The organism is Chitinivibrionales bacterium (genome assembly GCA_035516255.1).
Lineage (GTDB): Bacteria > Fibrobacterota > Chitinivibrionia > Chitinivibrionales > FEN-1185 > FEN-1185.
Genome location: DATJAL010000002.1, coordinates 271,801 through 296,423 on the forward strand (window position 1 = coordinate 271,801; position 24,623 = coordinate 296,423).

16 protein-coding genes are annotated in these 24,623 nt (G+C 55.2%); 8 read left to right on the forward strand and 8 right to left on the reverse strand.

The genetic code is table 11. From position 1 onward, the window contains the following. Positions 1-10 precede the first annotated feature (10 nt). The 3 genes from VLX68_01735 (at position 11) to VLX68_01745 (ending at position 5,080) form a co-directional block, all read left to right on the forward strand. Entirely contained in the window at positions 11-2,686 is a 2,676-nt protein-coding gene (locus VLX68_01735) for an MMPL family transporter (protein ID HUI90942.1), read from the forward strand. Between the two features lie 42 nt (positions 2,687-2,728). Continuing rightward, entirely contained in the window at positions 2,729-3,472 is a 744-nt protein-coding gene (locus tag VLX68_01740) for an outer membrane lipoprotein-sorting protein (protein ID HUI90943.1), read from the forward strand. A 159-nt stretch (positions 3,473-3,631) separates the two neighbouring features. After that, complete coding sequence (locus VLX68_01745) at positions 3,632-5,080, forward strand: DUF1302 family protein (protein ID HUI90944.1); 1,449 nt, start codon at positions 3,632-3,634, stop codon at positions 5,078-5,080. Positions 5,081-5,126: 46 nt separating this feature from the next. Here the strand turns inward: VLX68_01745 and VLX68_01750 are convergent, their stop codons facing one another. Continuing rightward, positions 5,127-6,269, reverse strand: coding sequence for a hypothetical protein (locus tag VLX68_01750; protein ID HUI90945.1), 1,143 nt, complete (start codon positions 6,267-6,269; stop codon positions 5,127-5,129). A gap of 333 nt (positions 6,270-6,602) precedes the next feature. Between VLX68_01750 and VLX68_01755 the strand changes: the two genes are divergently transcribed. The 5 genes from VLX68_01755 (at position 6,603) to VLX68_01775 (ending at position 14,700) form a co-directional block, all read left to right on the forward strand. Then, a complete protein-coding gene (locus VLX68_01755) occupies positions 6,603-7,265 on the forward strand; it encodes a TetR/AcrR family transcriptional regulator (protein HUI90946.1) in 663 nt (220 codons plus the stop codon). Positions 7,266-7,310: 45 nt separating this feature from the next. Further along, positions 7,311-8,753, forward strand: coding sequence for a TolC family protein (locus VLX68_01760; protein ID HUI90947.1), 1,443 nt, complete (start codon positions 7,311-7,313; stop codon positions 8,751-8,753). 31 nt (positions 8,754-8,784) lie between these two features. Then, entirely contained in the window at positions 8,785-9,855 is a 1,071-nt protein-coding gene (locus tag VLX68_01765) for an efflux RND transporter periplasmic adaptor subunit (GenBank protein ID HUI90948.1), read from the forward strand. Between the two features lie 52 nt (positions 9,856-9,907). Then, positions 9,908-13,090, forward strand: a complete 3,183-nt coding sequence (locus VLX68_01770) for an efflux RND transporter permease subunit (GenBank protein HUI90949.1) — start codon at positions 9,908-9,910, stop codon at positions 13,088-13,090. Between the two features lie 176 nt (positions 13,091-13,266). Continuing rightward, a complete protein-coding gene (locus VLX68_01775) occupies positions 13,267-14,700 on the forward strand; it encodes a radical SAM protein (protein HUI90950.1) in 1,434 nt (477 codons plus the stop codon). A 363-nt stretch (positions 14,701-15,063) separates the two neighbouring features. Here the strand turns inward: VLX68_01775 and VLX68_01780 are convergent, their stop codons facing one another. From VLX68_01780 to VLX68_01810, 7 genes are all read right to left on the reverse strand, one after another. Next, positions 15,064-16,188 (reverse strand): hypothetical protein, encoded by a 1,125-nt coding sequence (locus VLX68_01780; protein HUI90951.1) that lies wholly within the window; start codon positions 16,186-16,188, stop codon positions 15,064-15,066. A gap of 84 nt (positions 16,189-16,272) precedes the next feature. Further along, complete coding sequence (locus VLX68_01785) at positions 16,273-17,577, reverse strand: MFS transporter (GenBank protein HUI90952.1); 1,305 nt, start codon at positions 17,575-17,577, stop codon at positions 16,273-16,275. A gap of 63 nt (positions 17,578-17,640) precedes the next feature. Then, positions 17,641-18,678 (reverse strand): hypothetical protein, encoded by a 1,038-nt coding sequence (locus VLX68_01790; protein HUI90953.1) that lies wholly within the window; start codon positions 18,676-18,678, stop codon positions 17,641-17,643. Between the two features lie 162 nt (positions 18,679-18,840). Then, a complete protein-coding gene (locus VLX68_01795) occupies positions 18,841-20,850 on the reverse strand; it encodes a hypothetical protein (protein HUI90954.1) in 2,010 nt (669 codons plus the stop codon). 15 nt (positions 20,851-20,865) lie between these two features. Continuing rightward, positions 20,866-22,506 carry a hypothetical protein gene (locus tag VLX68_01800; GenBank protein ID HUI90955.1) on the reverse strand — a complete coding sequence of 547 codons (1,641 nt, stop codon included), beginning with the start codon at positions 22,504-22,506 and terminating at the stop codon, positions 20,866-20,868. An 18-nt stretch (positions 22,507-22,524) separates the two neighbouring features. Next, complete coding sequence (locus VLX68_01805) at positions 22,525-23,952, reverse strand: MBOAT family O-acyltransferase (GenBank protein ID HUI90956.1); 1,428 nt, start codon at positions 23,950-23,952, stop codon at positions 22,525-22,527. 39 nt (positions 23,953-23,991) lie between these two features. Then, positions 23,992-24,561 carry a hypothetical protein gene (locus VLX68_01810; protein ID HUI90957.1) on the reverse strand — a complete coding sequence of 190 codons (570 nt, stop codon included), beginning with the start codon at positions 24,559-24,561 and terminating at the stop codon, positions 23,992-23,994. Positions 24,562-24,623: the final 62 nt, after the last annotated feature.

Genomic DNA, 24,623 nt, shown 5'->3' on the forward strand with positions numbered 1-24,623 from the left:
GCATCGAGGCGTGAAAAAGTTTGCCGACTTTGTTTTCAGGTTCAGAATTTGGATCGTCATCGTCACCGTAGGCATCACTGCTTTTTTCGGTTACCAGCTCAGGCACCTTCGGGTGAACAGCGATGTGATAAGCTATCTGCCCAAAACAGACAAGGCAGTGACGCTGTTCAACGAGATCGGAGAGAAATTCAATGGAAATTCCCTTGCGATCATCGCGGTTGAAGATCCGGCGCTGTTTTCGAGGCCGGCCCTTCTGCGCATAGACTCGCTCACGGAAAAGCTCAAGCTCGCTGAGGGCGTGTCGTCGGTGACAAGCCTTGCCAACATCATCGACGTCAAGAAAACGCCGGACGGCCTGGAAATAAGCAGGCTCGTTGACCTTGCCGAAATGCCGGATTCGCAGGCAGCATTTGACCGGCTCAAGGCCTACACGCTTTCCAAGGAGTTTTACAAGGGCAGGCTCGTTGACAGCAGCGCCAAGACCACGCTGGTGGTGTGCCAGCTCGCGGACAAAAGCGACAAGATGAAAACCGTTGAGGGCATCAAGAAGACCGTTGCCACGATGCATTTCCCGGCGCGCGTGTATTTCGGCGGCATGCCCGAAATGATTTATCAAATATCAATGGATATTTTTTCCGACCTCGCCAAGCTTGTTCCACTGGTAAGCCTGCTTATTATTCTCACGCTGTTCGTCAGCTTCGGCACGGTGCGCGGTGTGCTGGTGCCGCTTTTATCAGTGCTTATTGCAACGGTGTGGACGCTCGGTACCATGAGCCTGCTGCGCATCCCGCTTACCATCATCTCCGACATCATTCCCGTGCTGCTCATTGCCGTGGGAACGGCGCCGTGCATCCACATTCTCGGGAAGTTCGACGAAAAGCCCGAGGAACGCTACGGAAACCGCGGCGATGAACCGAAACGGGCCTTCCGCGAAGTCGGCACTCGCGTGATCCTTGCTGCGATCACCATCATTTTCGGGTTTACAAGCTTTATTTTCGGCTCGTACCTTACCATGATCCGGGAGTTCGGGATATTTTCGGCCCTTGGTGTTTTCTTTTCCCTCATTATTTCTACCATGTTTGTGCCGTCGGTGCTCACGTTCGTCAACGTAAAGCGCAGGGAAAATGCCGTAATAAAACCGAAAAACACCCTTTCCGGCAGGATCATGGCGGGCGCGGGCGCTTTTGTTCTTAAAAACGAGTTCCTGATTATCGGCTGCGGCATTCTTGTTCTTATTGTCGGCATTGTCGGATTTCCCCGCATCCAGCGCAAGGTTGACATTGTAGACTATTTCAAGGAAGGCACGGCGATAAAAACAACGGAAAAGATTCTGGAAAGCAGGTTCGGCGGGTCGCGGCCGATCTACATCCTTGTCAGAGGCGACCTGCAGAGCCCGTTCGTGCTCAGGGAAATGCGCACCATTTCCAAGTTCCTCAAATCCCTCGGCTGCGTGCAGAACCCGCAGTCTGTCGCCGACCTGATCGCCGAGATGAACGATGTGATGACGGGCGAGCGCATCGTGCCGGACTCACGGGCAAAGGTGGGCAACCTGTATTTCCTGCTCGAGGGACAGGACATTGTTTCCCGACTTGTCAACAGCGACAAGAGCGAGGGGGTGCTCATCGCGATGGTGGGCACGCTCGACGTAAAAAAGATGCGGACCATCGTCGACGGCATCGAATCGTATATCGCCGGCCTCGACACGGACCTCGCCGTGTTCAGCCTCTCGTCCGTTCCCGAGGCGGCTCGGCAGACGCTTTACCGGAATCAGATTTCCAGGATAAGCAAACAGGTCGAATATGATTGCAGGACACGCGCTCCGGTATGCAACGTTACAAAGGAGAAAGTCGAGGAGTTTCTCGGAAAACAGGGATATATGGCGTCATTTTCAACGGCTTCGGATTCACTGAGAAAATCGGTTTGTGTCGCTGTCCGCAATTCATTGATAGCCTCGTTGTCGGCCGGCCTGCGGTCCGACAGCGCCCTGTGCGCAATGCTCACCGAGGACATTCTCGAATTGTGCCACGACACCATCGCAGTGGGTGCAAACGTTTTTAGCAGGTATAAAACATTGTCCGGCCTTTCTGCCGGCGCTGTATCGTTTTCAATCGGGCACACGGGCATGCCGCTTATTTACCGGCACCTGGACGACAGCCTTGTAAAAAGCCAGGTGCAAAGTTTCATCATTGCGCTCGTTTTCATTTACCTCCTTATCGCATTCCAGCTCCGTTCATTGGTCGGCGGGCTTTTCGGCCTCATCCCGATCCTGCTTACCGTGGTGCTCATGTTCGGCATCATGGGTTTTGCCAAAATCCCCATTGACGTGGCGACCGTGCTCGCGGCCAGTGTGGCGCTGGGCATCGGCATCGACTATTCCATTCATTTCAGCGTGCGGTTCAAGACGTTTTACAAAGGCGGCGACAGGGTGGGTGAGGCGCTTGACAATACGCTCAGGACCACGGGAAGGGCGATCGTCATCAACGTGCTGGCGGTCTTCATGGGATTTGTCACGCTGCTTTTTGCCCGGCTCGTGCCGCTGCAGCATTTCGGCGCGCTGGTCGCCATCACCATGATCGGCAGCGGCCTCGGCGCGCTCACCCTGCTGCCCGCGACCATCATCATGACCAAGGGGGGTTTTATGAAAAAGTGGCAGGAAAGGGGAGAAATCCGGGAAGATTTGAATTAAGGAAAACGACTGTTTACAAACAATCATCAAAGGAAGTGTTACATGAAACAACTGGCTCTTATCGCGGTGCTGGCGTCGGGTCTTTTGTCGGCGGCATTTACCCAGGAAAAGGAGCTTAACGGTGATGAAATTCTTAAAAAGGTCGATGACGTTCTCTACGCCTCTAAGGACAAGGACATGCAGGTGCGCTTCGTGTTGATTGACAAAAACGGAAAAGAAAGCGTGAGGGACATGGTAACGCTTGAGAAGGGGCCCGACAAGCGGCTCATGAAATTCACCGCGCCCGCGGACCAGAAGGGGATTGGGTTTCTTTCCCTTCCGGACGAGGTGATGTATGTGTACCTGCCGGCATTCGGCAAAACGCGGCGCATCGCCTCGCATGTTAAAAACACCAAGTTCGCCGGCACCGATCTCACCTACGAAAATCTCGAGGCGAAACGGTATTCCGACAGCTGGAACGCCAAACTTACCTCACAGGACAGTGAATTTTACGTGTTGGAGCTTGCCCCAAAACCCAAAACGGTCACGGATTACTCAAAGCTTATGGTCAAGGTCAAAAAGGGTGATTTCCTCGCCGTCAAGATCGATTATTTCGACAAAAGCGGGACCAACTGCAAAACCATGGACCGAGGCAAGTTCGAAAAATACGGGAATTACTGGGAGGCGACCGAATCGGTGATGACCGACTTGAAGGAACAGCACAAGACCAAGCTGATTATGTCGGCGATCAAGCATGATACGAATATTCCCGACGATAAATTCAGTGAGAGATATTTGATGAGATGATTGTTTGTTAACGCAGGTTTGTGAAATTGTCATGCCCGGCTCAGACCGGGCATCCAGTGTGCAGATCAATGGAAGAATGGATTCCCGCTTTCGCGGGAATGACAATCGCAGGTTGTTGAAGAAGTGTTCCTTCACCTTGTATAGGGGGAATGTGACGATATGCTTAAACAGTGCTTGGTTATGTCAATGATCATGGTGGTATCCATTTTTATCCCTGCAAGGGCGCAGGAGGAAACCACGCCGCTTACCCTGTCGTGGAACGGTTATATCCTGGCCGACGACAGGGCGCATGTGAGCGGCGTTTACGATATGGCATGGCAGGAATACCGGCTCGACCTTAAAAGCGAGGTGAAGGCGTTCGGCAAGGCGAAATTCGCCAGCGATCTCTGGATACGCTCTCTCGGTTTCCCGTCCCCCGCAACCATAGCCGACCTGCAAAACACCGGCACGGTCTCCCCGCTGAACATTTCGCTGCGCGAGGGGTACGTCGACCTGTACGGCCTCGGGTTGAAGGACCTCGACGTCACCGTGGGGCGCCAGCGCATCGCATGGGGCACGGCAGACAAGATTAATCCGACCGACGTCATCAATCCCTACGACCTCGAAGACATCTGGGATTTCGGAAGGCATTTGGGGTCGGACGGAATCAAGGCGGTGTATTACATCGGTAATTTTTCGATTACCGGCGTGTTCGTGCCGCTGTTCAAGCCCGACGTTCTGCCCTTCGGCAATTATGTGAATGTGTTCATGCCGTCGGTGGGCACAATACCGTTTGTCAATATCAAAAACTTGAGGGACACCGTCATCATGCCGCCGCTCACGCTGCGGGACAATGCCATCGGCGGCATAAAGTTCGGGGGAAGGGTCGCCGGCGTTGACTTTTCCGTGAGCTATGCCTATTTCCGCGACGGCCTTCCGATTGCCGGCGGCCTCACGCTCGTGCCCGAGGCGACGAATCTGAGCGACCTGACTGCGGATTACATGAGAGACAGTCTCATTGACATAAAAGAAGCAACGATACGGCTGGAATACCCGCGGCTTCACATGGCCGGGGTCGATTTTTCCAGTGCCATCGCCAAGGTCGGCGTCTGGGGCGAGCTGGCGGTGTTTTTCCCGGAAAAAAGGACCGACATGGCCGTGACGTTCGGCGGCAACGACACCCTGGCGCAGTTTTTGTCGGGCATGGCGGCGGCGTCGGGCCTGACGTCCTCGCTCCCGCCGGCGCTTGACAACAAGCCATACGTGAAGTTCGTTGTCGGCATCGACTATACGTTCCCGGCCGACATCTACATCAACGCGCAATATATCCACGGGTTCATCCACGAAAGGGGAGACAGCATCGAGGATTACCTGATGGCCAACCTGGACTGGAACCTGCTCAACGACAAGCTCAAGCTGACGCCGATCGGGGTCGGGCTTGAGATCAAGAATTTCTCGAAGATCGCGGACAACTACGCCGTCGTCGGCCAGCCGCAGGTCACCTGGTATCCAATTGACAATGCGGAAATCGCGCTGGGCGCGCGGCTGATTGACGGGAAAAACGGAACGTATTTCGGGAAGATAAAAAATGATGACGAGGTGTTTGCGAGAGTGAAATATAGTTTTTAAGCAAGATTGGATGTGCTGACCGGTGGCTGGTGATTGCTCCTTCTTTTTATTCCCCGATAACTTCAATTCCATTCTGTGAATCAGGCGGACTTTTTTTTGCCGTGTCGGGCGCAAGCGCCTTTTTCATGCGGACATCCCGCAGGGAGTCCGCGGCAAGGTCCCTGCCCATGGCTCCCTGTGAAATCGCGTGAAGCCACCATCCGATGTTGCCGTCGAATTGTCCCAGGGTATAGATGATTTTATTGAGGGGGTTTTTTCCCGCCCATTCCAGTTCTTTTTCTATGCGCTTCCTCCGGGCGGCTTCCTGCCGGCCGAGCTCCCGTTTTTCGGTAAAGATGGGATAATAAACGGTCGCCGAGTTGCCGTGCAGATCGTACACCTTGATCGCAAGCGTCGAATGGGAAGAGTCGATTTTGAGGGTCTTAACGATCCCCTCGCGTTTCGAGCCCTTGAAATAAATACTCTCGTTGTAATCGTCCGAGCTCAACAGCGCTTCGCGTAGGCCGAATTCGCTTGTTGCCGTAAAGGCGACCACGAGCTGCTGCAGACTGTCGTTGGAAAGCGAGACGTTTTTTATTGCCGGACCGGCGCCGATGTCCGTTTCTGGAGCAAGGCGCATCGGATTGAAATACCAGGCGAGTTTATACGCGGCAGAGCCGGAATCGGTGCCATGCACTGGCAAGGGAAGAGGATATTGGACCAATCCTGCGTGTTCATCAAGTACGAACCCCATGCCCGCCATGCCGAAGGAAAATGCTATGCGGAGGCCGTTTTCGGTCCCTTTCGCGAGCATGGCGGAGGAAAAACTCCTCGAAAATTCTTCTGCTCTGTCAATAATTCCGAGCTTTGCCGCAAAGGACGTGTCCAGAAGCACCGGCGTGACGCCCTGAGCCGCGGCGCAGGTGCTGCAGGGAAAAAACAGCGTCTTGTTTTCGCTGCCGGAGGTGTAGTGCACCACGGCGGAATCGAACCGGAGCGCCTGTGGCATTGCGGAGAAAAAATAAACCGCCTTTACGGAAAGGTCCCTCAAGCGGTAGAGGCGGTCGAACCTTACGAGCACGTAATCGAATCCGCATTCATACGCCATGTGCTTGATCGAGTTTAGATCGTAGAGCCACTCGGCCCTGGTTCCCTCGCAGTAAGCGCATTCGTTGAAAAGCTGGGACCGCGGAGGGTTGAGCGGTAACACAAGGGGTTCTCCAGATACAATAACAAGCGAATCGGGATGCGATACCGGTATATTCGTCCGCGGCTGTTCACGGTCGTTGTTGAGGGCAACGGCGGGGATAAGCAAGCATAAAATAACCCATATATTGCGTTGAATCATCATAATTGGCGAATCGTTGAACCGGGTTTAAAAAACGATATAAAATACGCCTCGGTTATAAATAATATTTCGCGCGGCCCTACTTGTTAGCAATAACGCGAATGGTAATTCGTATTTTGAACTAAAAGTATTGACAAGTAACTCAAAATTCATTATATTTGACTTCTAAGTCAAAATAATATTATAGGAGTCAATATGGATCCTCGGCCCCGAGAAGTGCGCGATCAATTGGTCCATGATGCAAAGGTAAATCTTATTTTGGACGCTGCGCTTAAGGTGTTCGCGGAAAAGGGCTATCATGAGTCAAGACTTGAAGACATTGCCGCAACCGCCGGTTTTTCAAAGGCTTCATTATATAATTACCTTGAGGATAAGGAAGAGATTTTCCTTCTTATTCTTATAAGGTTGCATGAAAAAATCGTTGATGTCCTGAAAAAGGAAATCAAACCGGACCGTCATTTAAAAGACAACCTGCGCGAGATGCTCATCGCGATCCTTAAAATTTATAGTGAAAATTTTTCTTTTTCAATGAGTATGACCGATCTGAAAACCATGGCGCCAAACAGCATGCAGCGTTTCCAGGAACGCCATCAGCAATTGACCGCCCGCTTCAAACATTACAGCAAGGAAATGCTGGATTTATCGGCCGCGGTTTTTGCCGCCGGACGGAAGCGTGGTGAAATCGCCTCGCTCCTCGACGATAAAACGCTGTCGCAATTCGTTTCATCCATTGTCCGCGGCGTGATGTTCGAATGCAAGAGCTCCGGTAAGGTGGGAGAGGTAACGGCGCACGCGGACAAGATCATGGATTTCCTGACGAACGGACTTGGATTTACCAACGTACCGGCCCGCGGTTGATGACCGGCGCAATAGGTACTCAAGATTAAAACAGCGGAGTTGAGCATGGCGTATCAAAGGAAATTTATCCTGGCGGCATTGGGCGCGGCCGTCATGGTCTGCGCGCAGGCGTCCGGCCAGCAGTTGAGCCTGGAGCAGGTGATCAGTGAGGTTTGCACCAACAGCGATTCTGTGAAGATGATGAAGGAGACGGTCAAGAAGTCGGAACAAATGGTGCGCGAGAACTGGGCAAACGCTTTGCCGTACATTTCTGCGACAGGCGCCTATGTTCACAATTATGGATCCCCGTTCAGCAGCAGCGGCAGCAGCAGTTCGGGTTCCTCTCGTCCGCTTGCCAAGGAAGCCAGCACCTTTACCCCCATGGATTCCGCCATGGTTTCGGCTTTGGAAAGCGTCGCGCCCCTGCTGAAATCTTTTAGCAGCCTGTCCAATCCGGTGCATTCTAATATTTACATGGCAGGAATTTCATTCAATCAGCCGATTTATACTTTTGGAAAAGTCGGCCAGGCGATACACGTTGCGAAAACCTACAACCAATCGGCTCAATACAATTACCAGCGCAATATGCAGACGCTGCAACTCGGGGCGCTCGACGTGTTCTTTGGCGCTCTCACGTATCAAAAGAAAGCGGAAATTGCCGCACATTCGCTTGACCGAAAGAAAGAATTGAACAGTTTTCTGGAACGAAATTTTCGGAATGGGTCCGGAAGCAAAGCGCAGGTCCTCAAGACGAGGGCGGACGTCGCCGATCAAGTGGCCCAGATTATTGTCGCACGGCGTGATGCCAAGGTGGCGCGGATGAATCTCAACATGATGATGGGGCGGGCGCTCACCGATTCAACGGCAGTGGATACGGTTTCAATGCTCGACAAGGTCGTTGCCATGAACATTCCGCAACCCGAAGACGCCGCAAAAACAGCCTTGACAAACCGTGCTGATATCAAATCATTGAGGCTCCTCGCCGAAAGCACAAAGGGCGGGGCGAAAATCTACCGGGCCATGTACCTGCCGACAATAGGGGCGACGGGCTCGGCCGGATATACGAGGATGAACTCTGATCTCTCCTTGCTGAGCAACAACGGCAGTCCAAGCTGGTCGCTGGGCGTGGGCGCCCAATGGACGCTTTTTGACGGTTTTGCGAACAGCGCCAAGGCCGCTCAATACATGAGTGACGCGAACAAGCTCGAGATCGTCGCGTCCACCATGGAAAAAATGGTGGAAATTGAAGTTCGTTCGGCAATTCTCGAATGCGCGGCCGCGGACAGCAATTTGAACTCCTCAAAGGAAATGCTCAGCGCAGCGCAGGAGACCTACGACTTGACGAACAGCAACTTCAAGCAGGGGAGCGGCCAGTTTTCCGACCTTCAGCTCGCGGATGAAACCTTCCAGCAGGCTGAACTGGGAATGATAAATGCGAAATACCGTCAGACCAGGAGCCGCGCCGCTTTGCAGGTCGCCATGGGCTGTGACATTATCAAGATCAAGTAGACCGGATGATTTCAAGAACGTTGGAGGAGCTATGAACGCACGAAAAATGAACATTCCAATCATATCGGCAGCGGCCACCGTATGCATCGCCGCGGGTGCGGTGCTCATTGGCTGCAGTGGAAAGGACCCGCAGAAGCAACCAGCGGCTCTCCAGAACCGCGTCGATTCGGCCATGATCAAGGTGGTTGTTGCCGATGTCAACGAAGGTCCGTTCGAAGACTGGGGCAGCTACTCCGCCGACTTGCGAGGCATAGAGGATGCGAACCTTATAGCACCGGCGCAGGGCGGTCGCGTCAATTCTGTGAGGCAGGTCGGGACGTATTTCAAAGAGGGCGACGGGCTGTGCGATATCGACGGCGATAAGTATGGCGCCGCACTTGAAGCGGCAAAAGCCCAGGTCGCGGTAGCAAAAGGCGATCTCGACAGGGCCACTGCAAACGTTCAGAACGGTTCTCTCGGGCGCTCCGCGGTGGACGCGGCCAATCTTGCGTATCAGAACGCGAAAATGGCGCTCGCCACTGCAAGAAGGGCGTGGGAAGACTGCCAGTGCCAGGCACCGTTTGACGGCATCCTGGTAAGCCGGTATGTCGACAGGTTCCAGACCGTCGCGCCGGGGGCCTCGACGGTCCGGGTATCGCGCATCGGTCAACTGGAGGCCGTTATCGCCATACCCGAAGCCGAGGCGTTTTCCTACGAGGAAGGGATGAAAACCGAATTCCGGCTGCTCCAGCATCCAGAAAAGCCTTATGACGGCGTGCTCAGGAGTCTCGACCGGGCCGTCGATTCAAAATCGAGGACCGTCACGGCCCGCATTGTGGTTTCGAACAGGGACGGCGCACTCAAACCCGGCATGGTGGGACGCGCGAACATTCTGCGGAAGAAATATGCAAAGGCGATTGTCATTCCGTCAACCGCCCTGGTGCGCCTACAGAACGGGGTTGCGGTGATGGTGGTCGAAAACGGAGTCGCCAGACAGCGTATTGTCTCGGTAGGTGCAACAAACACGGACACCTCGCTTATCACGAATGGACTGCACGCCGGCGACAAGCTGATCGTCGCCGGAGCATTCCAGGTGAGCGACGGTACAAAGGTGGCGTTCTGAAAGAGCCGCGTGCGAGCGTCGGCTGCGTTTACAAAAGGAAGCGAGACGTGCAATGACCAAGTTTGCGCTTAAAAACCCGGTTTCGGTGATCGTGCTTGCGGCGTTGCTGTTCATTACCGGCATGGTGAGCTTCGGCGGATTGAAAAGGGAATCTTTCCCGGAAATCAAGATACCGTACATTTACGTCACCACGGTCTATTCGGGCGCGAATCCGCCCGAGGTGGAAAATCTCATCACTCAGAAGATCGAGGACAAGCTCGACGGCATCGACGGGGTCAAACAGATGACCAGTTCGAGCAACGAGAGCTATTCGACCATTTTCCTCGAATTCCAGCCCACGGTGCAGGTGGAAGACGCGCTCCGCCGCGTCAAGGACAAGGTGGACCAGGCCAAAAGCGACCTGCCGCTTGACGCGGAAGAACCGATCACCCAGGAGCTCAATTTCTCCACCATACCGGTTGCCAACATCGCGTTCTACGCCGATTACGACATGGAGCGCCTTGAGAGTCTCGTTAATAACCTTAAGGACCGAATGGAGAAAATCCCGGGCGTTCTTGAGGCCAAGGTGCTTGGAAAGCAGGAAAAAGAAATTGCCGTGGATGTCGACCCCGCGCTGCTGAGGGAGTACGGATTGACGTTGTCGGACATATCCAAAGCCATAACGAACCAGCATACCAACGTTCCCGGCGGCACCATGATCACCTCGGGTTACCGGTTTTCCATAAAGATCACGGGTGAGCTGACCGATCCCGACCAGTTCAACGACCTCATCGTGCGTTCGGTAAACGACAGGATGATCCGGATCAAGGACGTGGCCAAGGTATCATTCACCTACACCCGCGACCGGCAGACCATCTCGCGCACCAACGGAAGACCGTCGCTCACTCTCACGGTTGCGAAGCGCACCGGAGAAGACATCGTCCGCATCGTCGATGAAGCAAAGAAGGTCATTGCCGAAGACCAGCAGCACTGGCCGGCGGGGACGCATTACGAAGTCTTCTACGACATGTCGAAAAACATCCGGCAGATGGTCTCCGAGCTGGAAAACCACCTTCTCATGGGAATCCTGCTCGTGCTGCTGGTGTTGAGTTTCTTTCTCGGCGTGCGCAACTCGCTGTTCATTTCCACGGCGATCCCGTTCTCCATGTCCATCGGGTTTATTGTGCTGAGTCAGCTTGACGTTACGCTCAACATGGTGGTTCTTTTCTCGCTGGTGATGGTGCTGGGAATGCTGGTGGACGACGGCATTGTCGTGGTGGAAAACATCTACAGGCATTTGGGAATGGGCAAGAGCAGGCACCAGGCTGCCCTCGACGGGACACGGGAAGTAATGGTGCCGGTATTTACCGCGACGCTCACCACGGTCGCGGCCTTCACGCCCGTGCTTTTCATGCCGGGCGTGATGGGCGAATTCCTGAAATACCTTCCGGAAACGGTCGGAATAACACTGTCGGGCTCACTGTTTGTCGCCTTCATCTTCAACCCGGTGTTCGCTTCGCTGACCATGTCGAACAAGGAGGCCCACAAGCTTGACGGCGAGGAAAAAGGCTGGTTCGAGCGGTTCAAGGAATTTTACAGAAATGTCCTGCGCCGCTCCCTTAAGCATCCGTGGATCCTTGCCGCATTCTGCCTTGCCTTCGTCTTGTCCGGCATTTTCGCCTATTTCAAATTCGGGCCCGGTGTCGTATTCTTTCCTGTGATCGAGCCCGATGTTGCGTCGGTACAGATCGAGGGTCCGCTTTCGCAGGACATTGCAATAACCGATGCGATGATCAGGAAACCAGAGTCGGTTGTGCTGTCGATGCCTCCGCGTGTTGCTTCGGTAAAGACCGTAAACACCATTGTCGGCTCCGGAAAAACGTCGAGGATGGTTTCAAGCGCCCAGGCGGAAAGCAACAAGGGGTACCTCGACATCGTTTTCAAGGATTTCGAAGAACGCGACGTTTCGTCTTATAAAACCATGAAATGGCTCGAAGACACCCTTCGCGGCATTGTTCCGGGATGGAAATTACAGGTGATAAAGCAGGCCATGGGACCTCCGACGGGAAAAGCGGTGGAGCTGGAAATAGGCGGCGACGATTATGCGCAGCTGAGTCTTCTTGCCGACAGCATCATGGCTGTTATCCGCACCGTGCCCGGACTGACGAACGTTACGACGGACTACGACCCTGCGCGACCGGAGATCCGCGTCAACGTGGACCGCGAGCAGGCAAAACGCATGGGATTCTCCACCCTCGATGTCGCATCGGCGGTCCGCGGCTCGATTTACGGATACGAAGCGGCGAAGTACCGTGTGGGAAAGGACGAGTATAAAATAATGGTGCGGCTCGCGCCCGACGTGCGCGAAAACCTGAACGGGCTCAACGAAATCGTGATCTCCAAGGACGGAAAGGAAGCGCCGCTGTCAAGCGTTGCAACAATTGCCCAGGGAGCCAACATCGCGTCGATAAAGCATATCGACGGCAAGCGCTCCATCCAGGTTACCGCCGAACTCGCCCCCGGACAGAAAGACGAACGCGGTCCGAAGGCGATGGCGGTTGCGGCCGTCAGGAAAATCCGTGCACCCGCCGGGTATAGCGTGCGCCCCGGCAGCGGCAACAGGATGCAGGCCGAATCCAGCAGTTTTCTTGTCAAAGCGTTTTTTGTCGCGATGGGACTTGTGTTCCTCACCATGGTGTTCCAGTTCAATTCGCTGTATCAGCCGTTCCTTATTCTCATCGGCATCTTTCTTTCGCTTGGCGGAGTGTTCTGGGGGCTGCTGATCACCAACAAATTCTCTGCGTTTGTCAATCTCATTACGGCCGGCAGGGCGGACATGCGCGACGTGACGTTTGCAATCCTGATGAGCGGCGTGGGCATTATTGCGCTGGCGGGGGTGGTGGCCAAAAACGGCATCGTTCTCATCGACTTCATGAACCGGCTCAAAAAAAGCGGCCGCCCGCTGCACGAAGCGGTCGTCGAAGGCGGCGCCACCCGTCTGCGTCCCGTGCTTCTGACCGCCATCACGGCCATGATCGGCCTGCTGCCTCTGGCGACGGGGTACGGCATTGATTTTCTTCACCTCGGTTTCATGTCTCGCTCGGCCACCACGCAGTGGTGGGCTCCCATGGCATGGGCGATTTTCTGGGGGTTGCTGTTCAATACCCTGCTCGTCCTCATTGTGACCCCGACATTCTATTATACGTGGGAAAACTGGCGCGCCAAGGTAAAATCACGCAAACTCGCAAAGTCTTAGCCGGCGCATAAAACGGCATGCCAGGCTTCAACGGCAATAGGGTTTTTTCCCGCCTTGTTGCGCAGGAAACCTTTTCCAATGAGACAACTGAGCGGCTGATGTTGTAAGACCGCAAAAAAACAATGTATTTTGAAATAAAAAATCGGGGCGATTCTTATTAACAAACAGGAACAACGATGGCAAAAGTCCTTTTTGTCGAGCCGCCGCCCACCCTTGATTGGACCGTAGGGTCCAAAGTATCGAAGGCGGGAAGGCGCCATCCCTGCCTGAACGAGACCGGCGAACAGGTGTACAGCTACCAGAACCTTTCCTGCGCCGCGGTCCTCCGCAATTCCGGCCATGCCGTTGCATACCTTCATTGTCCCACACTGCAGCTCGATCTCAAAATGACTAAGGACGAAATTTCAAAACGCAGGCCCGACGCGCTGGTCATCATGGTCGAGCACATCAATGCGCCCGTGGCGTGGGAGGTGAGCAGGCACGCAAAAGATTCAGGAATCACCGTGATCTGGGTGGGGCCGTTCGTAACGGCGCTGCACGAAAACGAAATCAAGCGCGCATGCGCTGATTTTATCCTGCGCAGGGAATGGGACTACTCGGTGGGGCGTCTGCTCGACACGCTCAAAAACGGAAAAGACTTTTCAGAGATAAGAGGTCTCACCTGGAAAGACCCATTGGGTGCGGTGAGGATCAATGAAGACGAGCCCGCCGTCGAAGACCTCGACCGCCTTCCCATCCCGGCGTATGATCTTCTTGATTTAGGCAAATTCTACGAAAGCGTCTTTGTCGCGTTCCCGGCGGCCACCATGATCACCTCGCGCGGCTGCCCGTTCAACTGCATCTTTTGCTCGTACCCGCAAACGATCTACGGCCACAAGCACCGCGCCATGTCGCCGGAGCGGGTGGTGCGGGAGATCGAGTATCTGGTCAACGACCGCGGCGTGAAGGAAATCCGCATCGACGACGACACCTTCAACATCGACCGCCAGCGCGTTATTGACATATGCAAACTCATGGTCGAGCGAAAAGTGAAAGTTGCCTACTCGGTGCAGGCGCGCGCCCAGCTCATGACCGAGGAAATGGCATACTGGCTCAAAAAATCGGGGTGCCGCATGGTGCTCTACGGCGTGGAATCGGGCAATGAGGAGGTGCTCAAACACATGCGCAAGCGCACCACCAAGGACGAGATACGGCGCGGCGTGGCCATCGCCAAGAAGCACGGCATCGACGTGCTCAACTGCATCATGCTCGGGTTTTACTGGGATACCAGAGAGACCATGGAGGAATCCATCCGCTTCGCCTTTGAGCTGAACGCCGAGTTCACGCAGGTGTCGGCGCCCACGCCGCTGCCCGGCACCGATTATTACAAGCTTCTTAAGGAAAACAACTGCCTTCTAACCGAGGAATGGGACCAGCACGACAGCGTGCACCATTCAGCGGTTGCGCTGCCCAACCTTTCGAACGAGGAGATCAACCGCTATCTTACCTCGTTTTACCGCAGGTATTACCGGAGGCCGAAATATTTGTGGATGATGGCGCTGCGGGCGCTGCGGTCGTGGGGGAATTTTACGCAGAGCGTGAGGAAGGCCAATGTGTTGTTTACAAAATAAAAATCGGCCTTTTGATGCCGGTACCGCTGATGGCCCTCGCGCAAAGACGGCGATGTCGGTGTGGCGGGGCTGACGTGCACAGGCACGATTTTACCCGCGGCAATGATGACATCCTCGAATCACTGTAAGGAATCGTCCGGTACGATACCGTGGAGTCGCTTGTTGTCAAGTATCGTGCACGGCAATCGATATCCGGAATGTCTAAATATAGATCCGCGGCTAAATCCTGTTGGCGGAGTGGCGCAGTATTAAAAGCCGGTTCTGCAAAGGTAGTGAGCCCGTCTTGAGGAGACCTTGTCATCCAATCGCATTGTACATCGCTCAGGCATCAATCATTTTCCCCCGCTTCTCATGGCGACCCTCTCAGTGCATCACACCCGGCACAAGCGAGATCAGGATTTCCAGAAAGATGAGCGCGATGATGATCCATTCGAGCATTTCGAGGCGCTGGCTCGCGGCGGTGTCGTGGATCTGTTTATAGAAATCCTCTATGGTGTCGAGCTTGCGGAGGATGCTCGAGTTCCATTCGCTGACGTGGAACCGCTGTGAGGCGAGCCGGTACACCCGCGCCAGGAACTGGTCGCCCAGGAGTTTTGGCGCGTTGCTCACGCGTTCGAAAAGAATGGCGCCCTCGAGTTGCATGGTCGATATGCGGCGCGCGATGCGCGGCGTCCATCCGGGCACGAGGCGCAGGAGCCTTTGCGGCCGCGCCGACAACTCAAACGATGTATCGAGCGATGAATCAAGCTGGTAATCGAGAAAGCGGAGCTCGAGCAGCTCGATGTTGGCGAATTCAAGCACGGAACGTATGTCTTCGGCATCACGGTCGAAGATCATGGCCGCGTTCCAGTCCACCAGGGTGACGTCGCCGTCGCCGTAGGAGATGCGGCAGGTGAGCGCGTCCGCGGTTTCCGATTCGGAAAGCGATCTGCGCTCGGCGCGCAGGACCTGGGCAAGCAGGGCGCCGGCGCGTTCGTGGAGCGTTGCGGCAGGACCTCCAAGCTCGAAATCGCCGATTTCGAAGATAAGATAGTCTTCCACGGGCACCGATACGAGCGGGTGATCAATGGCGTCGCCGAGCGCCTTGGTGACGTTGCTGGCCCTGCGGCGCGCTTCCGCGGGCAAGGTCTCGCTTTCGTCCACCGCGATGCTCAGGTCGCGCAAGTCGGCAAGAGCGCCCGACACGGGGATGTCGTAGGAAATAGACAGCGCGCCGAAATCGTAGAAGGTAAGCGATACGGCCCGCGACAACTCGCGGCCGCCGATACTCGGGATTTCCCGCGAGACCTGTACAACGGAGAGCGGCTGCGGGTCAAAGCCGAAATACTTGGGCGCGCGACGGTTTTTATTCAGCAGCGTTGCATGGCCGCCGAGCGCGGGAATGCGTTCCAGGCATTTCGACAGATTGGTGGCCCTGCCGATGTCGAAGGCATATAAAACGTGGCATATTCCTTTGCCGATCGTCACAGGCTCTCCGCTGCTTTTCATGGGCCATCCTGATGGGAAATTTTAAATTAAAATAACCGCCGCGACGGAAAAGCGTGAAGGATATTTGAGGGGATGAAGCAAAACCTACGAAACAGCCTTTTCCTCCTCTTTAATCGGCACCCAGAACAACAGCGTCATCGCCGGGATTGAAACGCAGAACGCCATGATAAACATGTTGAGGTAGCCCATGCGCTCGACGATCACGCCTCCGAACCCTCCAAAAAACGTCGAGAACAGCGACATGATGGCAGACCCCACCGCATAATGCGCGGCCTTGAATTGTGGTTTACAGGTGCGCAGGATGAAAACGATGAGCACCGCGTTTCCGAGTCCGGCGGCAAGCTGCTCGTAGCAGTGGACGGCCGCGATGGTGGCCAGCCCCGAGGCGGTGGAGGCAAGGGGCTTTTGGTAGGCGAGCCAAATATAGGCCCAGATATTTAAGTTCATGAGGATGGTCAGCGGCCAGATCGCCTTTTTAAGCCCGGTCTTTTTTATCCATATCCCGCCGATCGAAGTCCCCGCGATCGCGCCGAACGCGCCGAGGAGCCCGGACAGCCATGAGAGCTGCCCTTTGGTGACCCCGAGTTCACGCATGAGAAAAGGCGTCCCCATGGAAAACAGGATTTCGTCCCCCACTTTGTAAAAGACGATGAAGACGAGGATGAGAATGAACCGGTCCTGTTTGCTGTAAGTGACGAACGCGCCATAAAATTTTCTCAGGATTCCAACCAGCGAAATATTTTCATCCGGCCTTTTGTGCTCGACGCGGGGGAGATGCCGTAAATGGAAAAGAGTGCAGCCAAGCATTGCCAGGCCGGCGCAACCGAATGCCCAGCCCCACGGTGCGTAGTTATTGCCGGGATATAATCTGGAGAACGCAAACGCGGCGGCAATTCCAACGAGCCCGCTCCTCGCAAGGATCATGGCGATCCGGTAGGCGAAAACGCGGTAGCCCGTGTATGCGGCCTGGTCAGACCGGTCGGGAAGGCCCTCCATGTAATAGCCGTCTATCGAAATGTCGTTCGTGGCGGAAAGGAACGCGAGAATGACAAATAAGAGCGCGATGAGTGCGATAAATCCCGCCGGCGAGCCCTGAGCCGGGATGATGAAATTGATAAAAGCGATAAGGGCGGTGAAGAGCGTAATGAGCGCCTGAACGCCGATCATCCAGCCGCGTTTAGTGCCCAAAATGTCAATGAAGGGGGCCCAGATGAATTTCACATTCCAGGGGATGCCGAGGAAATTAAGATACCCGATATACCGTTCTTTCATGCCGATGTCGGTAAAAAACACCGACGACATGAGCCGGATGATGCCGAAGGGAAGCCCTTCGGCGAAATAGGTGGTGAAACACCAGATCGAAGGTTTTGCAAGCGGGGATTCTTTCATATCGGTAAATAAAAATAGGGTCCGCCATGGCGGACCCCGTGAAAAATCGAGTACGGAATTCTACTACTTCGCGATGAAAATATCCGGCCACCGGTCGTTGCCGGTGTGGTAGGTCAGCCGCACCGCCTTGTCCTGCGGCGTGCCGATTTTCCAGATATAAATTTCATAATCATAAATATCGTGCTCCTGGCCGAGGATCGTGGCGCCCCATACCATCCACTGGCCGTCGGCGCTGATCTGCGGGAAATACTCATGGGAACGGCGGCCGGGCAGGTCCATGAACCTGAATTTCTTGTCCACGGCCAGGCCCGCCGGGATCGCCAGTGGCTTTCCATTGGCGTCAACGTCGATCTTCAGCTCCTCGGTGCTGCCGTTGCCCTGGCCTTCGTTCATGCGGATAACGGCCTTGTTGTCGGGGAACCACGAGATCTCGCAGCCGGCGCCGGTGGTGTACCATTCTTTTCTGTCAAAATTCCATATGCCGGTCTGGCGCGAGGTGCCGCGCAGGGTGATGGCGAGGCATTTGCCGTTCGGCGATAGTTCCGGCTGCTGCGCCCAGGTGTTCTTCTTGAACTGTTTCTCGGCGTCGAAAATCTCCTTTTCCTCTCCGGAGGCGAGGCACTTGATGAACACCTTCGACGCGCGCGCGAACACGATGGAGTCTCCGGTGGGCCGCCACGTTCCCCACACCGCGTTCTCCGCGACTTTTTTCTCGCCCGTGCCGTCGGGCTTGACGGTCCAGAGGTCCCATTTGTCGTTCTTCTCGGCGTCTTCCTCCGGGACCCAGCCCGATTTGCTGCGGCAGAAGAGAATGGCGGCGCCGTCGGGCGAGAAGCGCGGGAACCAGTCGACGTTGTTCGGCGTGTTGGTGACGGGTTTCTGGTCGGAGCCGTCGGCGTTCATGATCCAAATATCGTGCTTGGTGTTGGCGCGCGAGGTCGACCAGACGATCTTTCCGTTCAGCTTTCCCTTGAACGCATCGAGAAGCTTCTGCTCGTCGCCGGACGGCTTGGCCGGTGATCCGAGCGGCGCTTCCTGGGCAAGAAGCAGGGAAAAGGATGCGAGAACGCAGCCCGCGATGAAAAGTAATTTTTTATGCATGTGGACTCCTTTGAAGTGAGATATGGTGATTGGATTACCTGAAAATAATTGTCACTGAATTGGATTAAAAGATTCTTTCCACTGTTACTTTTAAACAACCATCAATCCTTAGAGTGTCATTCCCACGAAAGCGGGAAACAATATCCATAAAGTTACCCTTAATTACTTCATTTCCATAGGCTGCCACAACTGGCCGTAATCGTACAGGTCGCGGGCCACCATCATGTAAACGACGACCCGCTTCTTGTCGAGCATGTTTTTACGCGCGCGGTACCACTTGTCGCGCACGAGCGGCCCGCCGCCCCAGCTCGTGACGATGTCGACGGGAATGCCCGTGTTTGCGGCGATATGCGCGCCCACGCCCGCCGCTTTGCAATCGACAAGCTCGAACACGCCGGTGAAGCTGTCGCCGATGAGCATGACCGGCGAATCGGGGTTGTTCCCTTTGTAAAGAGTGCCGTCCGGGTTGTGAACCTGTCTGGCGCTAAGCTCCACCGCGGCGAACGCGGCCTTGTCCGCTTCGGCGAGCTTGTCCACGATGTCGCCCATCCGCGAGAATGTGGTGTCTTTCTCGGTGTATTTCACCGGAGTCTTCGACGCGTCGCCGTACCATGAAAATTGTTTTATGCGATCGGCGATGAGTTTCGCGGCGATCTCAAGACCGCGGTCTGTCCAGTGCGTGTCGTGCCTTTGGTATACCGCTTCCTTGAACTTTGCGTCGTCTTTTTTCGCGGCAAGAAACGCGGGCAGCAGGTCGATGACCTCGACGCCCGCGGCCTGAAGGTCCTTGAGAAATTTCCTGGAATAGGGATGGATGATGCCGTAAAGGTCTTTTGGTGTATTGTCAACCGGCAGTTTTTCGAAGTAGATGTCGGATTTATTAGGCACAGGTACGAAAATCAAGGAAATATTCTTGCTTTTGAGGAATTTGTTGAATTCCACAAGCTGCGGAATCGGATTCTTGTCTTTTGCCTGGAGCGACATGTCGCCGCTGTTGAGGTAGAGCGGCTCCCCGCTGAAAAACAGCCAGTTGTCTTTTCCCTTGAAGCCTTTCTGTGCGGGCGGCAGCGTCTTTGCAAATGCGAGCACCGCCCGGCGGAACGGCTCGTCTTTCTTTGCCCAGACGGCGTAATCGCCGAATGCTTTCGTCTCCTGATCGAACCTGGCGTTGTTTTCCCTGAAATTTGCCGACACCGAGGTGTCGATGCCCGCCGGCACCGCGGCCGCTTGCGGCTGATTTGCCGGCGCGGCAGTAGGCGCCGCCTGTTTTTCCGCAGGGAAATCCACCAGGAAAACGTTGTAAAGGATTTTTCCCAGGGGATTGCCTTTGATGACGACAAGCGGATTGTCCACGGTCAATCCTTTGAGCTCCTTCACCGCGCCCTTGTCCATGTCGGGCGTGGGCCATTTGGCCTGTCCGTTCATGTCAACCACGTCGGTGTTGAGCTTTGGATACCAGTAGGAGGCGAGCAGGTTCGCCCAGTCGATCACCTGTTCCTTTGTCAAGACCGTTTTTGAATAGTCGTTGCGGATGTAGCCAAGGGTTTTCTGAATGACGGCCTTATCAACCGAGCTGATGTTCAGCTTTGCGTATATTTCTTTGAACCCGTCCCTGTCCTCATCGAGTACCGTGGCGTCAAGGAATTTCACCCACGGCTTGAACTCGATCTTCATCCAGATCTGCGTCGAATCGCCGGAGCCGTGGAGGTAAACCGCCGCGATTTCCTGATAAGGCATGAAAACCGAAGGGTCGGCCCATTTTTCGGAGACGATTTTCGAGCCGAGCTTCGCGAGATCGTCGTTTTTCGTCACGTCCCAGAGTTTCGCCTGCAGCGGGTCCCAGGCCATGGGCAGGTCTTTTTCCTCATTGGTAAGCGGGGTTTTCGCAAGGGTCGCGCACACGTCGGTGACCGTGCCGCCAAAGGTGAGGCCTGCAAGGCCGATTTGCTTCGGCGGCCTTTTCGGGTTCACGGCCTGCGGGTCGAACCGAACGGGATTGGCGGTGTATGCGGCGTAATCGAGGTTGGCCAAAGTAGGCACGCTGATCCTGCGGATCATGGTGCGCGAGGTGATACGGTTGTATCCCTTGTTGACGGTTTCGAACGGGGCGGCGCTGACCGAGGTGATGAAAAAAGCAGCGGCGGCCATTAAAAAAACGACTTTTGACTGCATGAAAGAAATCCTTTTCTACTCGTTTGATGCCATGGCAAGCGGGACGTCCTTCCATCCCTCGTTTCCATACCGGAAGTCGCGCTCCACCACTTCCCATATGACAAGTTTTTTGCCCTTGAGCAGGTTCACCTTGCGCGCGAGCGATTCGCGCACGAGCGTCGAAGCGCCGCCGTCGCTCACGATGGTGGCGATGGGCTGCGAAAGCTCTTTCGCGAGGTGCGCGATCCAGCCGGCCGAGCGCGGCTCGTCGGTCTGGTAGATGCGCGAAAAGCTGTCGCCGATGAGCACGATCTGCGAATTCTTAGAATCGTCTTTGTAAAGGTGCCTGCCGGTCTCGGCCCCGGCGGCGTCGCGCTCAACCTGATATACCTGATAACAGCGGGTCTTTTCGGTGGCAAACGCCACCGAAAGATCGTTGACCTTGAACGCGGGAAGTGTGGTCATGACGCCCACGTCGCCGGTCCTGTCGATGAAGACCGAGTCGAGGACATATTCCGTCGTACCCGCCCGGTACCACGGATATCGCTTGATGCGGTCGGCCACGGTGCGGGCCGCGACCATGACCCCTCTCGCGCGCCAGTGCGTGTCTTTTGACAGATACATCGAGTCTCCGGCAGTGGAGTCATTTTTACGCTCTGCGAGAAAGGGGGTGAAAAGATCCACCGTCTCGATGCCGGCGGTGCGCAGGTCGCGGATGGCCCTACTCGAATTTCCTTGGGCAGCGGTCTGTGCCGGATTTGCATTTTGGGCGAGCATGTCGGGGTAGATGCTCGGTTTACCCGGAACCACGACCACCAAAAGGTCCACACCGAATTCCGCGAGCTGCTTTTTGAATTTGACGGCGGCCTGTATGGGGTTGTCGGAGACCACCTGGTCGTTGGGATCCACGATGATGGCGCGCTTGTCAAGAACATAGGGCCGGATCAGGTAATCGACGTCCTGTTTGTAAAAGAACCACGCGTTCCTGCCGAGAACGCCCTTTTCGCCGAGGTCACGGTACAGGGCATACCGGAGGAAGAACATGATCGGCCGCGCCCACGTCGTGTAGATCGAGGTGTTTTCGATTTCCTTTTCATAAGGCCGCAGATACTTCGCGTCCCAGAAAATCACCGGCAGGTTTTTAACGACCAGCAGCGCTTTTACTGCAGCCGACGGTTTTCGGTACCGCGCGGCAACTTGCGCGGTGAACGCCCTGGCTTCCGAGCAGAAGCGCGCCGATGCCGCGCGGTCGCCGTTGCGCAGGCTTAACAGAAGAGAATCAAACGGCTTTGCGTAACGATCGATTTCCTGAACGGATTTCGAGGACTGGCTGGCCTTGACATGGCGGTTGAACGTCGAAACGGTCTTTTGTAATTCCGCAACGTCAACCATGGCCTCGTCGGCCTGTGCTTGGGGCCGCTGCGAGTCCCATGCCGCGCCGCTGTCGACGCCGGCCGATGGAATCTCGGCGGCCATCGAATCAACCCGCGCCTGAATTCGGCCGATGAGCCGGTTCATTGTCTCCGCGCGTTTGACCGGAGTGATGAAGGTGTCTTTGAACAGGTCAAGCACCTGGATGCGTTGGCCGGTCGTTTTTTCCACTATGGCCTGCGAAACGGGCACGGCGAAAATGAGGAACAGAAAGATCGTGCTGAAGATGGCGGCTGCTTTTTTCATGGTTTGTTTCCCTCCGCCTTAAAACTGAAAGTACAGGAAGGGACTGTACGTTTGCGTGAACATGCCGAGTATGGCGTACAGGAAAATGATCATGCAGATGATGAGCTTGCCGGGTGTAATGCCCTTTGCAATCCAGTTGTACGCCTGCATGGGCTGCCATACCAGCGCGGCGCAGATCAGCATTTCAAAGATGTGGCGCGTGGAAAAGATTTCCGCGCTCAAAAGCGGCGCCGATGCGGCGCCGGACACGACGCCGGTCATGGCGCCCCAGTACAGCAGCGCCTGGTGGAACGACGGCGCGCGGAACTGCACCCAGCCGAAAAGTATGATGACAAAGGTGAATGCGACCTGCGTCCAGCCCGGCGCCCAGGAATATGCGGTCTTCTTGTTGAGCACGCGCTCGTAAATAAGGAACGCGCCTTGGTAAATTCCCCACAATACGAAGGTCATGCTCGCGCCGTGCCACAGGCCGCACAGGAAAAAGGCGAACCCGAGGTTGAAATAGGTGCGGGCCGTGCCCTTGCGGTTCCCGCCGAGCGGGATGTACAGATAATCCATGATAAAGGACGACAGGGTCATGTGCCACCGTTTCCAGAAAATTGAAATGCTTTTGGAGAGATAGGGCGCATTGAAATTTTTCGGGAATTCTATGCCCATCATGCGTGCGAGCCCCACGGCCATGTCCGAGTAACCGCAGAAGTCGAAATATATTTGGAACGAATACGCGATCACGCCCCACCACGCGTTGAGCATGCCGGGAGCATCAGCGCCGAACGCCGCGTCCGCGATACCGGCCGCCGGGTCGGCAAGAAGGATTTTTTTGGCGAACCCGAGCATGAAAATCGCGGTGCCGCTGGCGAACTTTTCCCACGAATGGGTGCGCACCATCAATTGGTCCGCGACCGACTGGTACCGGATGATGGGGCCCGCGATCAGGTGGGGGTACAGGCCGAGAAAGCACGAGAACGCGCCGAAGGTGGGCGCCTGTTTTGCGTCGCCTTTGTAAACGTCGATCACGTAGCTCAGCGCCACGAACGTGTAAAACGAAATGCCCGAGGGCAGAAGCACCTTGAGAATATGGAACAGGTGCGTGGGCCCGCCGCAGACGTGGATAAGGCCGTTGAGTCCGCCCATGAAGAACATGTAATACTTGAAAAAGCCGAGGAGCAGGAGATCGGTGACAATGGCGAACACCAGCGCGGTCTTTCGCCGCTGTTTCGTGGCGTCGGGTTTGACGATGATTTCGGCGCATAAATAATCTTTATAGGAGGTGATGAACAGGAGAAGCGTGAACCACGGCACGAGCCAGCCGTAAAACACGTAGCTCATGATCGTGATCCACATGTTCTTGAGATAGAAATTCTTCCACTTGAACGGCAGGGCGAAATAAACCGTCAGAAAAATGGGCAGAAAATAAAACAGAAAGATGTGCGATGAAAAGACCATGCTCGGTTCTCCTGTGAGGCCCCTTCGAAGGTGCTGTGGTTACTGTACTATATCGGCCCGTACGGCATAGTATTTGTTAAGGTCCGAATCCTGGTACTCATCCTCAACGTTGTCCTTCCAGATTTTGTCGATGGGTGTGATGAGCCAGAGTTTGTGCTTTGCACCCACTTCCATTTTTTCCACGGTCCCCGAAACGTTCTTTTTCATGGCGTCCTTGATCTGGGAACGGGGGATGAGCGGGTTGTAATGGCCCACCAGGATGTCCTGCGCCTTGTACGAACCCTTCACCACGCTGAGCACCCGGTATTTCATGATGTAAACGTAGTTATAAAGGTCGTTGGAGGCAAACTTGCCCGGGATCTCGGTGATGCGCGCGACAACGATGAGTGTATCGGATTTTGCAGGAGCACCCTTTGCGGCCGCTTGCTTCGGGGCCGGCGCTGTTTTCTGCACCGATGGAGCTGCCGCCTTTTCCTGTTCTGCCGGGGCGCTTTTCGCGGGCTTGGCCGTGGTCTTTTGCGCCGCAGCGGAATCGGTCTGGCCGCATGCGGAAACGACAAGAAAAACGCCGATCAACGCAGCGCAGATATATACAAGTACGCGTTTCATGAAAACCTCCTATAAAAAAGTGACAAAGTGACAAATTCCGGATAGAATAATGATGTTAATCA